Source organism: Arthrobacter sp. Y3221160, assembly GCF_059092585.1.
Window position 1 is genome coordinate 1 of sequence record NZ_JBNHHU010000003.1, and the last position, 14,215, is coordinate 14,215.

12 protein-coding genes are annotated in these 14,215 nt (G+C 67.5%); 6 read left to right on the forward strand and 6 right to left on the reverse strand.

Features of this window, described 5'->3' with window-relative positions; all coding sequences use genetic code 11:
* Nucleotides 1-105 precede the first annotated feature (105 nt).
* The 5 genes from AC5RWG_RS16570 to AC5RWG_RS16590 form a co-directional block, all read right to left on the reverse strand.
* A complete protein-coding gene (locus tag AC5RWG_RS16570) occupies nucleotides 106-720 on the reverse strand; it encodes a cupin domain-containing protein (RefSeq protein ID WP_494167418.1) in 615 nt (204 codons plus the stop codon).
* Nucleotides 713-1,345, reverse strand: coding sequence for a 4-carboxy-4-hydroxy-2-oxoadipate aldolase/oxaloacetate decarboxylase (locus AC5RWG_RS16575; RefSeq protein WP_494167419.1), 633 nt, complete (start codon nucleotides 1,343-1,345; stop codon nucleotides 713-715). The genes AC5RWG_RS16570 and AC5RWG_RS16575 overlap by 8 nt, the downstream gene beginning before the upstream one ends.
* A gap of 155 nt (nucleotides 1,346-1,500) precedes the next feature.
* Complete coding sequence (locus tag AC5RWG_RS16580; protein ID WP_494167420.1) at nucleotides 1,501-2,451, reverse strand: LysR family transcriptional regulator; 951 nt, start codon at nucleotides 2,449-2,451, stop codon at nucleotides 1,501-1,503.
* A gap of 81 nt (nucleotides 2,452-2,532) precedes the next feature.
* Entirely contained in the window at nucleotides 2,533-4,437 is a 1,905-nt protein-coding gene (locus tag AC5RWG_RS16585; RefSeq protein WP_494167421.1) for an FAD-dependent monooxygenase, read from the reverse strand.
* A complete protein-coding gene (locus AC5RWG_RS16590; protein WP_494167422.1) occupies nucleotides 4,434-6,101 on the reverse strand; it encodes an FAD-binding oxidoreductase in 1,668 nt (555 codons plus the stop codon). Before AC5RWG_RS16590 ends, AC5RWG_RS16585 begins: the two co-directional genes overlap by 4 nt.
* A 218-nt stretch (nucleotides 6,102-6,319) precedes the next feature.
* Between AC5RWG_RS16590 and AC5RWG_RS16595 the strand changes: the two genes are divergently transcribed.
* The 6 genes from AC5RWG_RS16595 (at nucleotide 6,320) to AC5RWG_RS16620 (ending at nucleotide 12,205) form a co-directional block, all read left to right on the forward strand.
* Nucleotides 6,320-7,339 carry an amidohydrolase family protein gene (locus AC5RWG_RS16595; protein WP_494167423.1) on the forward strand — a complete coding sequence of 340 codons (1,020 nt, stop codon included), beginning with the start codon at nucleotides 6,320-6,322 and terminating at the stop codon, nucleotides 7,337-7,339.
* Nucleotides 7,340-7,402: 63 nt separating this feature from the next.
* Nucleotides 7,403-8,308, forward strand: a complete 906-nt coding sequence (locus AC5RWG_RS16600; RefSeq protein ID WP_494167424.1) for an ABC transporter substrate-binding protein — start codon at nucleotides 7,403-7,405, stop codon at nucleotides 8,306-8,308.
* Between the two features lie 71 nt (nucleotides 8,309-8,379).
* Nucleotides 8,380-9,780: an aminomethyl transferase family protein gene (locus tag AC5RWG_RS16605; RefSeq protein ID WP_494167425.1), complete on the forward strand. Its 1,401-nt coding sequence runs from the start codon at nucleotides 8,380-8,382 to the stop codon at nucleotides 9,778-9,780.
* Nucleotides 9,781-9,979: 199 nt separating this feature from the next.
* Nucleotides 9,980-10,903 (forward strand): methylenetetrahydrofolate reductase, encoded by a 924-nt coding sequence (locus AC5RWG_RS16610; RefSeq protein WP_494167426.1) that lies wholly within the window; start codon nucleotides 9,980-9,982, stop codon nucleotides 10,901-10,903.
* A complete protein-coding gene (purU, locus tag AC5RWG_RS16615) occupies nucleotides 10,900-11,778 on the forward strand; it encodes a formyltetrahydrofolate deformylase (RefSeq protein WP_494167427.1) in 879 nt (292 codons plus the stop codon). The genes AC5RWG_RS16610 and purU overlap by 4 nt, the downstream gene beginning before the upstream one ends.
* A 193-nt stretch (nucleotides 11,779-11,971) precedes the next feature.
* Nucleotides 11,972-12,205: a hypothetical protein gene (locus AC5RWG_RS16620; RefSeq protein WP_494167428.1), complete on the forward strand. Its 234-nt coding sequence runs from the start codon at nucleotides 11,972-11,974 to the stop codon at nucleotides 12,203-12,205.
* Between the two features lie 921 nt (nucleotides 12,206-13,126).
* Here the strand turns inward: AC5RWG_RS16620 and folD are convergent.
* The gene (folD, locus tag AC5RWG_RS16625) at nucleotides 13,127-14,011 is read right to left on the reverse strand and encodes a bifunctional methylenetetrahydrofolate dehydrogenase/methenyltetrahydrofolate cyclohydrolase FolD (RefSeq protein WP_494167429.1); all 885 of its coding nucleotides are present in this window, start codon (nucleotides 14,009-14,011) and stop codon (nucleotides 13,127-13,129) included.
* Between the last annotated feature and the right edge of the window lie 204 nt (nucleotides 14,012-14,215).

A 14,215-nucleotide genomic window follows, 5' to 3' on the forward strand; every position in this document is an offset into this window, starting at 1 on the left:
CGTCGATGGTCATGGTCGCGCCGCGCTCGTGCTGGCGGGCCGCGCGCATGGTCGCGGTGGGCGGGGCTAAGCGATCGGCGGAGGTTTCGGACTGCTGAGTGGTGGTCATGCGTATTCTCCCTGGACGGTGTGATGGGTGGGGGTGGGCGAACTGGCCGACTCAGTGACGGCCGGACCGATGAGGACGAAAGCCATGGTGGCGGTCCGGTCGCCCTTGTTTCGCCAAGCGTGGCGGGTGCCGTGCTGAACGGCGACGTCACCTTCCACGAGGTGGACGGTCTCCTCGTCCAGCTCGAGCCAGATCTCCCCGTCCACGACGATGTCGTAGTCGATCGTGCCTGTGTCGTGGAATCCAGGGCTGTCCGGTTCGAAGGTGGCCGCGAAGTCGGGGGCGAAACCGGCGCTCTCTTCTGCTGAGGCCAAGGGGTCGAAGCCCGGCAGCTGGTACACGCTGTCGGGCGGAAATTTCACGAACAGCAGCGTCGTTTCGCCCGGGGCCGGGACCAGGGGGCCCTGCTCCGGGGCGGTTTCCTCGGTGCCGTCGGTCAGCCGCGGCTGCGAGGCAGTCCGGTAGACGATGGAGCTCATCATCCCCGGGGTGGCCTGGTGGTGTAGAACGTTGGGGATGGGGCCGTCGGAGACGACTCTGGAGCACCCGTCCTTCACGGCGGTCACCACGCGTCGGGGCCGGCTCGGCGCCGGGAACAGTTCTTCACTCATACTGCAGTCCTTTCTCTCTGAGCCCCGCCGCGAGGGCGGGATTGATCTCCAGGCTCAAACGCCCGGTGGCATAGAGCTCGCGTTTAAGTTCCTCGTCGGCCGACCGGCGTCGGGCTATCTCCAGGACGCGCGTGGCCGCGACCCGAGGAACCACACAGACGCCGTCGTCATCGGCCACGACCACGTCACCGGGGTGGATCAACTGGCCTGCGCACACCAGGGGCACCTGGACGTCGGCGAGGGTCTCCTTGACCGTGCCTTGGGCGCTGACCGCGGTGCTCCAGACGGGGAAGCCCATTTCCCGCAAAGTGCGGATGTCCCGGACCCCGGCATCGATGACGATCCCCCGCACGCCCCGCGCCTGTGCCGAGGTGGCGAGCAAGTCCCCGAAGTAGCCGTCCAGACAAGTGGAGGTCGGGGAAACGACGAGGAGATCGCCCGGGCGGGCTTGTTCCAGAGCGACGTGGATCATCCAGTTGTCCCCGGGCGCCACCTCACAGGTCAGCGCGGAGCCGGCGATGGCGGCGCCCTCCTGTCGGGGGACGAGCCGAGGGTTCAGCAGCCCGCTGCGGCCTTGGGCCTCGTGGACCGTGGCCACGCCGAGTTCCGCAAAGGCGTCCAGCATTCGGACAGGGAGTCGGGGAGTGTCCGTGACGACGCGGGCCATGTCAGCGTCCCGCCAATGAGTTCGATGTGGAGTAGATCACATCATCGAGTATTCTGCGATTGTCGCTCCGGCTCAACCTGATTTATTCGTGAAGGCCCGTCGGAAGAATCGAATTAGCGGGAAACCCTCCGGCCAGGCCACTCGACCCGTTGGGCGAAATCGATGACTGCCCGGGCCCGTGGGGTTGGCGAAATCGCCGAGGACCAGACGACCTGCACCGCCAGCGCCGTTACGGGCGGGGCGATCTCCACCACGGCCAGGGGGAACCCTTTCGCGCCCACCCCATCCGCGTGGCGTTGGATGAACATGCCGTAGCCGAGTCCTCGCCCCACCAGAGTCCGCACCACCTCGGGGTTCCCCGTGCGATGGCGGATGCGTGGGAGGACCCCGTGTGCGGCGAAGGTGGACACGGTGTGGTCGCTGGAGGGGGAGGAGTCCAGCATGATGAAGTCCTCCTGCGCCAGATCGCCTAGGTGCACAGGTCCTGACCCCGCCAACGGGTGGTTGGCGGCCACAACGATGTGCGGGGGTAGCTCGTACAGGGATTCCCGCCGCACGGAGCCAGGCAGTTGTACGTCGTAGGCGAAGGCCACGTCGAGGCGCCCGGAGTGGAGGTGTTCGACCAGCTGATTCTGGTCGGCCTCCATGATTTCGATGTCTAGCCGGGGATGCTCCGCCCGGAAGGCGCTGAGCAGCGGCGGCAGGATCGTGGGCGCCAGGGTGGGGAAACATCCGATGGCCACGGGGCCGACGAGTTCGTCCGGGCCACCCCGCAGTGCGATGTCGAGCTCCTGCGCCCCACGCAGCAGTCCCCGCGCCTCCTCGACCACTCGAATCCCGGCGCTCGTCAGGGTCAGCCCTTGGGCCTTCCGGCGCACGCACAGCCGGGTGCCGACGAGCCGCTCGAGCTCGGTGATCGCGTCCGACATGGCCGACGGCGAGACGTGCATGCGCCGGGCCGCCGCGACAATAGTGCCTTCCTCGGCAGCCGCCATCAAGTAGGACAGCTGCCGGAAGGTGAACGACGGCGGGGCGAGCACATCACTGGCGTAATTCGGTTCCATCGGACTCTTTCCTGCCTCACCATTGGAATACCTCATTATGCCCGGGGAGACAATCCCCGCCAGCGGCCGGGGGCGGGGGGGTCAGGGGGCCACGCCTCGTCCGTCCGGTGTATGCACCTTCCCGCCGGCCACCATCGCCGGCCGTGCGTCCGCGCCCGTGGCCAGTACCCGGTCGAGGACTCTGCGCAGCTGATGAGCGGCGGTGGTGGCCGTTTCCGGAGACGCTGACGCGGACGCCGACGAGTCGACGTCGGGCACGGGGCCCGAGTGCGAACGCCAGGCGACGTAACCGTCCGGTCGGACCAGCAGCGCCCCGTCTTCCTCGATCTCCCGCACTCGGGCCCAGCCGAAGGTGAGGTCTCGCGCCTCGGCCCCGTCGATGACCACGACGTGGAGCCAGTCCAGCCTGAGCCCTCGTGCTGCCTCGGCCCAGGCAGTGCCGGTGAGTCCTGTGATCAGCGTGAACCGGCCGCGTCCGACGAGGTCCAAGGTCGAGACCTTCCTTCCCCGCGCATCCACGACCCAGGCGTGCGGCAGCTTGGCCCCGGGGCGGGTGGTGTGTTGGGCGTGGACTACGGGGTCGACGGTCCACTCCTCCTCTGACTCGCCGTCGAGGATCACCGCGGAGGAGACGTAGCGGTGGTTGAGTTCGATGCCCAGGGCGTTGTACTCGTTGTCCTTGAGTTTCAGCACGGCCGCCAAGTCCCGTCGGGCGCGTGCACCCTCGTCCGTGGCGGCGGTGAGCTTGTCCCAGTTCCGCGGTCCGCCGTGCCGCTCCGGTCCGAGAGCGGCCTTCAGCGGGGCGTACTCGCGCCGGGACTGGTTGGCCCGGGCCACGATCTCCCGTCCGACCGGTACACGTTCGGCGTCGTAGCTGCCCAGCAGCTCTTCTCCGGCATCACCGCGCAGCACGTAGGCGATTTTCCACGCCAGGTTGTAGGCATCTTGGATGCACGTGTTGGAGCCGAGGCCGTTCGACGGCGGATGCCGATGCACGGCATCTCCGCCGACGAAGACCCGCCCCTTTGAGTACTTCGTGGCCCAGGCCTCGTTGACGTACCAGGGGTTGACTGCGGTGACCTCTGGCTCGAAGTCAGGGTCGCCCACGTACTCCTTGATGCGCCGCCGTGCGTTCTCCATGCTGAGGTCCGGCTCGCCGTCGTCGATCGAGAAGCCCCAGCCGGCGATCCACCGGTCCCACGGCCGCACGGCACGCATCAACCCCAGGCCGATGTCACCCACGGCGGCGTCCTGGTGGACGATCCACGTCAGCACGCTATGGCGGTGCTGCATATACCGGGACAGGTCACCGGAGAACTGGGCGTAGACCGTCCCGCCCCGACCCATGACCCCCTCGATAGGCAGGTCGATGTCCCGGGCTACCTGGGACCGGGCGCCGTCCGCCCCGACAAGGTAGCGCACCCGCTCCTCGTAGGCACGCCCGGTGGCACGGTCCTCGAGCGTCACGGTGACCCCGTCGGCGTCCTGCACGCTGGAGCGGTAAAGAGTATTGAATGTGAACCCGGCACCCCGGGACGCCGCGGCGTTGACGAGCAGCTGTTCCATCCTGGGCTGTGGCAGGTCAGCCAGTCGGCAGGGGCTGGCTGCCCGGAACTCTCCGTAGCGGTCATCGCCCAGGCCGTAGCTGTCGATCCGGGCAATTTCCGGACCGGCCATGCTCATGGTGAAAGAAGTGTCCCCCATGAGCTCCCAGTCGGTGGCCTGCTGCCGAGCCTCCTCCTCGAGACCGAGGTCCCGCAGCACCTCCATGGTCCGGAGATTGGTCACGTGAGCCCGGGGCGAGTTGGCCAGCCAATTCGAGCGGCTGACGGCCTTGACGCGGACCCCGTAAGTGGCCAGCGCCAACGCGGTGGCGGCACCCATCGGTCCGGTGCCCACGACGAGCACGTCCGCGGTGAAGCCTTCGGCGTCCGGCTCTCCCGGGCGTAACGGGGTCACGTCCGCGGTGTCACCGAAGCCGATCATGCCCGCACCTCCCGGGTGGTTGGGGTCCGAGGCCCGGCCTTCGCCGGGTCCTGCGCCGCCCGAGCGGCGCTGCCCCAGATGCCGTGTCGGCCCGGGGCAAGGATCCCGTTCGGGTCCACCGCGCCCTTGATCTGCTCAACGAAGCGGCGGTAGGCGTGGTTGTTGTAGGAGTGCACGTCGGCGGCCAGATCCATGAACTCCAGATGCGGCCGCGAGTCACCGTAGCCGAGCTCTCCGAGGGCCACGACCAGGCCGCTGCCCAGCGAGAAGGCGGCCCGACACGAATCCGGATCTGTGCGGTCATAGCGGATACCGGCGATGGTCACGGCGGAGCGCTCCCCCGTGACCATGATGCCGACCCCGAAGTTCAGCCCGCTGGCGGCGTACTGCCGGCGGATCTCCTCGACCACCTGGCGGACCGCCGTACCCTGCAGCGGAACCACCGGGGAGACGTCCAGGTGCGCCACGTGGTCCGGGGTGGACTCGATTGCCTTCATGGTCGGGATGCCAAGGGTGATCTGCTCGGCGGAGCGGGTGAACCGGTCCTCGTCCCCGCGCCCGTACACCTTCACGGGGTGCATCCAGCCCGAGGGGATGGCCTCCCAGATGCGGCTGATGTGCCGCAGTCGGGCCTCGACGATCTCGGGTTCGCCCCAGACTGCAGCCCGCACGGCCCAGGCTCCTACCTTCTTCTGTTGCCCGATGACTCGCAATTCCTCCGGGGTGAACGGGTCCGGTCGGGCCGCCACCGGCTCGTCGAGCACCATGTGTGCGGCACGCAGTGTGGAGTAGACGGCCGGGATGCCCTCGAGGTGGCCGGCCAGGCGCAGCTCGCGGATGGCGTCGATGGCGGCTTCCAGGTCGTTGTCCTCGTCCACCACCATGACCAGCGGTGCGTAGGCGGCGGGGCGGCGCTTGAGCCATACCCCCATCCGCACCACTATCCCGAGGTTGGACTGAACGAATAGCTCGTCGAGGGATGGGCCAAGGCTGCGCTTATAGAGGTGCCAGGCCCGACTGCCCGGGATGGCCCCCTGGCCAGTGCGCAGCAGCTCACCATTCGGTAGCACCACCTCGAAGCCGGTCGGCATCTGGTAGTCGGCGCCGTAATGCTGGTAGGTGTGGCCGCTGTCCATGGAGTTGCCGATAATCGACCCCCAGCCAAGGTCCGGGGCCGGGGTCATCAAATCCAGGCCCCGCGCGCGGACGGCGTCGTGCAACTCCTTCCAGGTCACCCCCGGCTCCACCACCGCATAAGCCATGTCCTCGTTGATTTCCAGGATCCCGGTCATACGCTGAAACCCGAGCTGGATGGCCCCGCGCTGCCGGGGTGAGGCCCCGCCGTGGCCGAGGTTTCGGCCCTGGGAGTGCGGGGAGACCGGCACCCGATAGCGGTTGGCGATCCGCATGATCGACTGCACCTGTTCCACGGTGGCCGGTTGGACCACGGCGGAGGCGGCGTACGTCTCATCTCCGGGGATCCAGAAGGGATCTTTGAACTCATCGATGTTGGCCCGCTCCAGATGCACCCAGTCAGAACCCACGACGGCGGCCAGCTCGCCAGCCAGTCCCGGCGGCAGGCTAGGCAGGTGACCGGGGAGAGCAACGCTCGCGTCCACCGCGGTGCCCGTAGAGCCGGGAATGCCGGCCGGATTCTGTGCCATGAGGGCGGTCCTTCTCTCGTGTACATGGGATGCGCATGGACCTCGCCGTGACGAGCTTCACACCTCCTGACATTCTGCTCCGCGGCTTTGTCCGGGAAAAGCAGATTGAATCGGCACTTCATCCCGACTCATCCGAATAAGATATTTCGACTAAATCGATGCATTGGTCAGAAATTATCCGCTTTACCCTTCTTTGTGACGTGTGGAACAGTCGAAGCATGATCATCGACTGCCACGGCCACTTCACAACGGAACCGGCGTCCTTCCGCGATTACCGCTCCGCGTTGGTGGCGTTCGCACAGGGCCGCAGCGCCGACCCGGGGGACTACCCGGGCATCGACGACGCCGAGCTCGCGGAGATCATCGAGGCGAACCAGCTGCGCCTGCAGCGAGAGCGCGGTACCGACGTCACCCTGATCTCTCCCAGGGCCTCCGGCATGGGCCATCACGTCCCGGATCAGGAAGTTGCCGATCGCTGGGCGCGGCTGTCCAACGACACCGTGGGGCGGATCGCCGAGCTCTTCCCGGACCGCTTCGCCCCGGTGGGCCAGCTGCCCCAGGTGGTGGACGGGGACCCGGACCCCATCATTGCGGAGATGGAGCGCTGCGTGGCTGCGGGCTTCGTGGGATTCAACCTCAACCCGGATCCCTCCGGCGGAAACTGGTCCGGTCCGGCGCTCACCGAACCTTGGTGGGATCCCCTCTGGGAGACCCTGGAACGCCTCCGCGTCCCGGCCATGGTGCACGTCTCCGCTACCACCCAGCACGGCTCCCACACCACCGGCTCGCACTACCTAGCTGGGGACACCATTGCGTTCATGCAGTTGCTCTCCGGCGACCTCTTCGAACGCCACCCGGATTTGCAGCTGGTCATCCCACACGGCGGCGGGGCCGCCCCGTACCACTGGGGCCGCTTTCGCGGACTGGCGATCTCCCAGGACCGACCACCATTGCCCGAGCACCTGCTGGGCAACCTTTCTTTTGACACCTGCGTCTACCACCAGGCGGGCATCGACCTGCTCCTGGAGGTCATCGGGGCAGACAACGTCCTGTTCGGTTCGGAGCTGCTCGGCGCCGTCAAGGCCAAGGACCCCGAGACCGGACACCCTTTCGACGACACCAAGCGCTATGTGGACGCCGCGAGGATCACCGACGCCGACCGCAATAAGGTCTTCGAGGGCAATGCCCGCCGCGTGTTCCCCCGGCTCGATTCCCTGCTGACGGCCCGGGGCTGCTGAACCCGCTCCGGCCCCGTCCCAGCCCACCAGACCATTCCATCCCACCTCGGAAGGACGACCGACATGACCAACGAACCAACCACCCTCCGCCTCGCCGGTGGCGCCCAGGGCTTCAACTGGCTGCCCGTCTTCGTTGCCGAGGAGACGGGCATCTTCGCCCGCCACGGGCTGGACATCGAGTACCAGCGCCTGGGCTCCGTGGACAAGGCCACCCGCGCGGTAAAAGAGGGCATCGCCGAGCTGGCCATCACCCCGCCCGAGGGAGCGGTGGCCGACTTCTTGGCCGGCGGCCCCTTACGGATCATCGCCTCCAACGCCGAGCGGTTGCCGATGTCCCTCGTGGCTCGCCCCGGGATCGAGGACCTGACGTCCCTGCGCGGCAAGCGGTTGGGAACCTCCTCGTTGACGGAGGGCACCTCCCTGTACATCCGGCCGCTACTGGCCTCCGCGGGGCTGCATTACCCCGGTGACTATGAGTTCGTCCTGGCCGGGGTGCACACCGCCCGCTGGGACGCCCTCCAGGCCGATGAGATCGACGCCGCCCCGCAGCCAGCGCCGTGGAACGTTCTGGCCGAGGACGCCGGGTACAACCTCATCGGCGAGATCCCGGACGTGATCCCCGAGATCGTCTTCGCCGCCGTGGTGGCCGACGCCGGCTGGCTCGCCGACCACGGAGACGTCGCGCGCCGTTTCACCGCCTCGCTCGCCGAGGCCCACGCCCTAGTGAACGACCCTGCGAACGACGCCACGACGCTTCCGGCCTATCGGCGCATCACCACCCCCGATGCCCCCGAGATGGCCGCCCGGGGGCTCGAATACACCCGGGGGCTGGGTATGTGGCCGGCCGGCGCCACAGTCTCCCCCACCGCCCTGGCCGCCACCGTCGACATCATGATCCAGGCCGGGCTGATCGGCGAGGAACAGCGCGAGGCTGCGGCCGGCGTCGTCGATCCCGCCTTCACCGCCTGACCCCTGTTCGCAGCCCCACCAGACCAACCCCGACATTGCACCTCAACACCAACACCAACAGGAGAATCCCCATGACCGAGAAGACCGTACACCTCTCAGATTCCATCCAGCGCGCCGGTGACGCCCACACCATGCTCTGGGAGTCCCAGTCCCCGCCCATCGTCTCCACCCCAGTCACCCCCGAGTTCACCAACTGGCGTGACGAGCAGCAGGCCTGGCGCCGCACCTCCGTGCTCTTCGACCAGTCGCACCACATGGCCGACCTCAACATCAAGGGACCCGACGCCCTGAAGCTCATCCGGGACACCGCGGTGAACTCCGTGGAGAACTGGCAGGTCAACCAGGCCAAGCAGTATGTGGCGGTCAACGAGGAGGGCCAGCTCATCGGCGATAACATCCTCTTCCGCAACGAGGAGGACGAGTTCCAGGCCGTGGGCGTGCCCCCGACGATTAACTGGCTGCAGTACCACGCCGCCACCGGCGGCTACGACGTGGAGATTTGGCGGGACAACCCCTCCTATGGTCGCGTCGGCAACCCGCGGGTCTACCGGTACGAGGTCCAGGGCCCGGGCGCCATGGATGTCATCCGCGACGCCATCGGCCACGAGGTGCCCACCGTCAAGTTCTTCCACGGCACTCGCTTCACCATCGCCGGCAAGATGGTCCGTGCTCTGCGCCACGGCATGGCCGGAGAGCCCGGCTTCGAGTTTGTCGGCCCTTGGGAGGACCGCGACGCCGTCATCGGGGCCATCATGGAAGCGGGCGAGAAGCACGGCATGGTCCGGGTCGGCGGCCGCGCCTACCTGACGAACTCGCTGGAGTCCGGTTGGCTGCCCCGCCCGCTGCCGGCCTTCTACTCCGGCGCATCCACCGCGGACTTCCGGGCCTGGCTGCCTTCCGACGACATCGACTCCGGCGTCTCGCTGGGTGGTTCCCTGTACTCGAAGGACCTGGAGGACTACTACTTCTCCCCCTACGACGTGGGCTACGGCAAGATCGTCAAGTTCGATCACGACTTCATCGGCCGTGCCGCCCTCGAGGCCCAGGTCGCATCCGGACGCGCCCAGGCCAACCAGAAGGTCACCCTCGTGTGGAACGGCGACGACGTGGAGAAGGCCTTCGGATCCATGTTCCACCCCGGCGTGGGCGCCAAGTACATCAACCAGCCCATCGCCCACTACGCGACCTACCACTACGACCGCATCGAGTCCGGCGAGGGCAACCTCATCGGCCGTTCCTGCCACACCGGCTACTCCGCCAACGAGCGCTCCATGCTCTCGGTCTCCGTGGTCGACGCCCAGTTCGCCGAGCCGGGCACCGAGGTCGAAGTCATCTGGGGCGAGCCGACCCCGTCCTCCAAGCCGGCAGTGGAGGACCACAAGCAGGTCCGCATCCGCGCCACCGTGCAGCCGGCCCCGCTCGTGACGAAGGCGCGGACCGAGTACCGCTCCAACACCCACGTCATGGCCTAACCCGGCCATGTCCCGAACCGGTGGCGGGCCGCACGGCCCGCCGCCGCACCACCCCGGCATGGGCACTCCCGACGTGCCGGACCCACGTGGGGCGGTTGACCACCGGTCGGCCGCCCCACGGCCGGGACCCCCACCATCCATCGGTGCGGATCCTGATGACCCCGCACCCATCGAGACGCAGGACAAGGACTACCCCGCCATGACCGACCAGACCGCCCCCTCGACGTCGGGCGCTCTCAGCCCCGCCGCCGCCCTCATGCAGGACTTCTCGCTCGAGATGACCGGCAAAGACGTCCCGGCGCTGCTCGACTCCGTGCACGCCATCCCGGCCGGCACCAAAGTCAACGTCACCTTCCTCGGCAACGAGGACCTTCCGATGCGCGTAGCCGCGTCCCAAGCCGTGCTGGACAACGGCTTCCGCCCAGTCCCCCACATCTCCGCTCGCCGGCTCCGCTCCGAGCAGGAGGCCCGCGAATTCCTCGAGGCTCTACGTGGAATCGGCGCGGCACGGTGCGTCTTTGCCGTGGGCGGAGACCCCGCCGAGCCGATGGGTCCCTACGAGGCCAGCACGGACCTCATCACCTCCGGGCTGCTGGCCGAGTACGGCGCCCAGGAGGTCAGCATCGCCGGCTACCCCGAGGGCCACCCGGACATCACCGACACCCAACTGTGGGACCACCTCCAGCGCAAGTCCGCCTCCCTCAAGGAGCAGGGGCTCGAGGCGACCATCCTCACCCAGTTCGGCTTCGACGCCGAGACGATCGTGGACTGGGTGCTTCAGGTGCGCGCCCGCGGCATCGACTCCACCATCCGCCTCGGCATCCCCGGGCCCGCCGGCATCAAGCGCCTGCTGAACTACGCCAAACGCTTCGGCGTCTCCACCTCGGCCGGCATCGCCAAGAAGTATGGCTTCTCGCTGACCAACCTGCTCGGCACAGCCGGACCAGACCGGTTCATGTCCGACCTGTCGGCCCGGCTGGCCGCCGAGCCCACCGCCGGAGACGTCAAGGTCCACCTCTACGCCTTCGGCGGCCTGCAGGCCACGAGCGAATGGGCCCGGGACTTCGCCGCGGGCCATACCAAGCACCAGAAGCAGGACCAGCGGAAGGAGCAGGGCAAATGACCGTCGTCGCCCGTCCAGGAACCCCGGACCAGGCCTGCCTGACCATCCACGGCCCCGACCGGGCCGGCCTGGTCGCCGCTGTCGGAGGGCTGGTCACCCGCAATCAGGGCAACATCGTCAGCCTGGATCAGTACTCCGATGACCCGAACGGCGGGGAGTTCTTCCAGCGCATCGTGTTCGAGCGCCCCGGGCTGTCCGCAGCCCTGCCCGAGATCGAAGCGGACCTGGAGTCTACGCTCGGCGCCGAGGGCCTGAACTGGCGGCTCAGCGACCTATCCGTGCCGAAACGGATGGCCGTTCTTGCTTCCACCTCCGACCACTGCCTTCTGGACCTGCTGTGGCGACACCGCCGCGGTGAACTGCCCGTGACCATCCCGATGGTCATCTCCAACCACACGAACACCGCCGACGACGTGCGTTCGTTCTCCGTGCCGTTCTTTCACGTGTCCTCCGAGCCAGGTCCGGACAAGTCCAGGGCCGAGGCCGAAATCCTGGCTCTGCTGGAGGGCAACGTGGACTTCGTCGTACTGGCCCGCTACATGCAGGTCCTCTCCGACGACTTCCTCACCAAAGTCGGGGTACCGGTCATCAACATCCACCACTCATTCCTGCCGGCATTTATCGGCGCCGGCCCGTACCGCAAGGCCAAGGAACGCGGGGTGAAACTCATCGGCGCCACCAGCCACTACGTCACCCAGGACCTCGACGAGGGGCCGATCATCGAGCAGGACGTCGTCCGGGTAACCCACGCGGACTCCGCGTCCGATTTGCAGCGCCACGGCGCCGACGTCGAACGCGCCGTGCTCTCCCGCGCGGTGCTGTGGCACGCCCAAGACCGCGTGATCCGGCACGGCAACCACACCATCGTCTTCTGACCCGTTCGGCCCCTTGTTCGGACCGTCGATGCCGGCTCGTTCACCCGGGCGAGCCGGCGCCGGCGCCACACCGCCCAGACGAGGAAAATTCGCCCGTGCACACCGCAGAGCTGGTCCAGGACTGGTCCCTCGACATGATCGGCCGTCACCTCGAGGAACTCCGCAGGCTGGCCTCGGTGCTACCCCAGGCCGAGTGAACATCGGGGCGGCGAACGAAGAGGGCCCGGAACTGCGCCGGGCCACGGCAGCGTCGGTCGCCACCCACGGGCTGACCCCTGTGCCCCATATCGCCGCCCGCCAGGTGCCGTCCCCGGACGCCCTCCCCGGCCTCCTCGCCGACCTCCACCAGGACGGCTCCTGCCGCCACCTGCTACTCCTCGGCGGCGATCCACCAACGCCCGGGGGGCCGTATGGTGCGGTCTGCTGATCAAGGCCGCGGTACTCGCGGACCAGGGCCTGCGCATGGAGCTATACACCCAGCTCACACTCTTTTTTGAGCCGGTCATAAACTGGATCGAGGCGGTCCTGTCGGCAGGAATCACTGCCCCCGTCCGCGTCGGGATGGTCGGTCCCATCGAACCTTCTCGTCTGCTGGCTTACGCCCGACGCATCGGCGCCACAACCGATGTGGAACCTGGCCGGTACGGATCTTCCTCGGCCACCGCGGCTGCAGATCGGCCCCAACCAGCTGATCGATGACCTTGCACAACGACTCGACCCCGATGCACACGGAGAAGTGCGGATCCACCTGTATGCGCTCGGAGGCCCGCTCGGCACGGCGACATGGATGCAGAACGCCACCCGGTGGTGGCAGGCCCGCTGACACTCGAGCGTGACCGCCTGGCGGCCTCCCGACCTGCGGTGAAACCCGGCGCATAACACCACCGGGCACGTGGGTGATCGGGTTGGCAGCGGAGCGGTGCCGCACCTACTACGCGGCGAATCTGAGGGGTGCACCGGACGTTCAATGGGCCGACGGGTAGGTCCTTGCTGCACAGCATGTACGACCAGTCAGAGACCACCGTGGCTGAGAGCCACTGAGGCCGTCGCCCCGGACATACGCCACCGATAAGCTGCCTGCCGAGTCAGAGCCCCTCCCCCACGGCTCTTCCACCACTTTGGGCACGTGAGCGACCTCCTGGCTCCGGGTTGAGGAGACACTGATCACCCGGGCGGATCATTCCCTCCGCTCACTCACGGGGCTGACCAGCCGGTGACGATAGTGCCTCACCTCGTCGCGTGGCAGGCAGGGCTCGCTCTGCGGGTTTAATCGCGGTGCTGATGCGCCTGCTCTAACTCCCGGGGACAGGGCCGGATGCGCTCGAGGTCAGCGCTGAACGTGGATCCTTCACGCATGCTGGAGCACATTGCGGCCATCTTCGAATTCTGCGGCGGCTTCCGCGGCTGTCACGGTGTTGGCCATGAGCATCGCGATCGTCATCGGGCCGACCCCTCCAGGCACGGGCGTGATCCATCCCGCGACATCGGCAACCTCAGCGAAACGGACGTCACCCACCAAGCCGGTTGCCGTGCGATGAATCCCCACATCGATCACGGCGGCACCGGACTTCACATGTTCTCGGCCGATCAGCTCGGGCATCCCAACCGCGGCGACCAGGATATCGGCGCGTGAGGTCACCGCGGCGAGGTCCTGCGTGCGGGAATGAGCAATCGTCACCGTCGCACTGCGACGCAGCAGTAACTCGGCCACCGGATGCCCGACCAACTCAGACCGGCCCACGACAACAGCATGGGATCCCTCGATGACCACTCCCGCAGAATCGAGTAACGCGATCACACCGGCAGGGGTGCAAGGGCGCAGCCCTGCGACACCGCGGGCAAGACGCCCTTGATTGAGCGTGGTGAGGCCGTCGACATCCTTTGCCGGCGAGATTCGGTCGATCAGCGCAGCCCGTTCAAGGCCGCTTGGCAGCGGTAGTTGCAACAGGATGCCGGACACGCCCGGGTCGACGTTGAGAGCATCGATCAGCTCGACGAGCTGAGCCTGGGGCGTGTCCGCACCCAGATGATGGTGAACGTCAGCGATTCCGGCCTCTACAGCAGTGCGCCGCTTGTTGCGTACGTACACCTCGCTGGCAGGATCGTCGCCGACGAGAATCGTCGCGAGTCCGGGAGGGTATCCGTGGCGTTCGGCGAATTCACTAGCGCGCTGCGCCGTGCGTGCCCGAATGCCGAGCGCTACCGTGCGTCCGTCGATAATGGTTGCGGTCAAGGCATTATCCCCTCGTTGAAGGTTGAATCTGACTGGCTATGGGGTGTCCGCTGTGCGGAGACGACCGAGGTCGGTGCCCGGACGAGTAGTGGTCACGTCAGGATGTCCCGTCGTCGGCCCACCCGTGGGTGATATGGGTCATCCCAGTATCCCCAGATCGCACTAGCAGGTCCGTGCCGTGTCAGCGGCACCGTGTGGCACCGA

Bases quoted from the DNA above. Each gene is read 5' to 3' on its own strand.
- AC5RWG_RS16590 (WP_494167422.1), bottom strand. From the start codon at position 6,101: ATGGCACAGAATCCGGCCGGCATTCCCGGCTCTACGGGCACCGCGGTG.
- AC5RWG_RS16605 (WP_494167425.1), top strand. From the start codon at position 8,380: ATGACCGAGAAGACCGTACACCTCTCAGATTCCATCCAGCGCGCCGGT.
- AC5RWG_RS16595 (WP_494167423.1), top strand. From the start codon at position 6,320: ATGATCATCGACTGCCACGGCCACTTCACAACGGAACCGGCGTCCTTC.
- AC5RWG_RS16610 (WP_494167426.1), top strand. From the start codon at position 9,980: ATGACCGACCAGACCGCCCCCTCGACGTCGGGCGCTCTCAGCCCCGCC.
- AC5RWG_RS16570 (WP_494167418.1), bottom strand. From the start codon at position 720: ATGAGTGAAGAACTGTTCCCGGCGCCGAGCCGGCCCCGACGCGTGGTG.
- AC5RWG_RS16580 (WP_494167420.1), bottom strand. From the start codon at position 2,451: ATGGAACCGAATTACGCCAGTGATGTGCTCGCCCCGCCGTCGTTCACC.
- purU (WP_494167427.1), top strand. From the start codon at position 10,900: ATGACCGTCGTCGCCCGTCCAGGAACCCCGGACCAGGCCTGCCTGACC.
- AC5RWG_RS16585 (WP_494167421.1), bottom strand. From the start codon at position 4,437: ATGATCGGCTTCGGTGACACCGCGGACGTGACCCCGTTACGCCCGGGA.
- AC5RWG_RS16575 (WP_494167419.1), bottom strand. From the start codon at position 1,345: ATGCTGGACGCCTTTGCGGAACTCGGCGTGGCCACGGTCCACGAGGCC.
- AC5RWG_RS16600 (WP_494167424.1), top strand. From the start codon at position 7,403: ATGACCAACGAACCAACCACCCTCCGCCTCGCCGGTGGCGCCCAGGGC.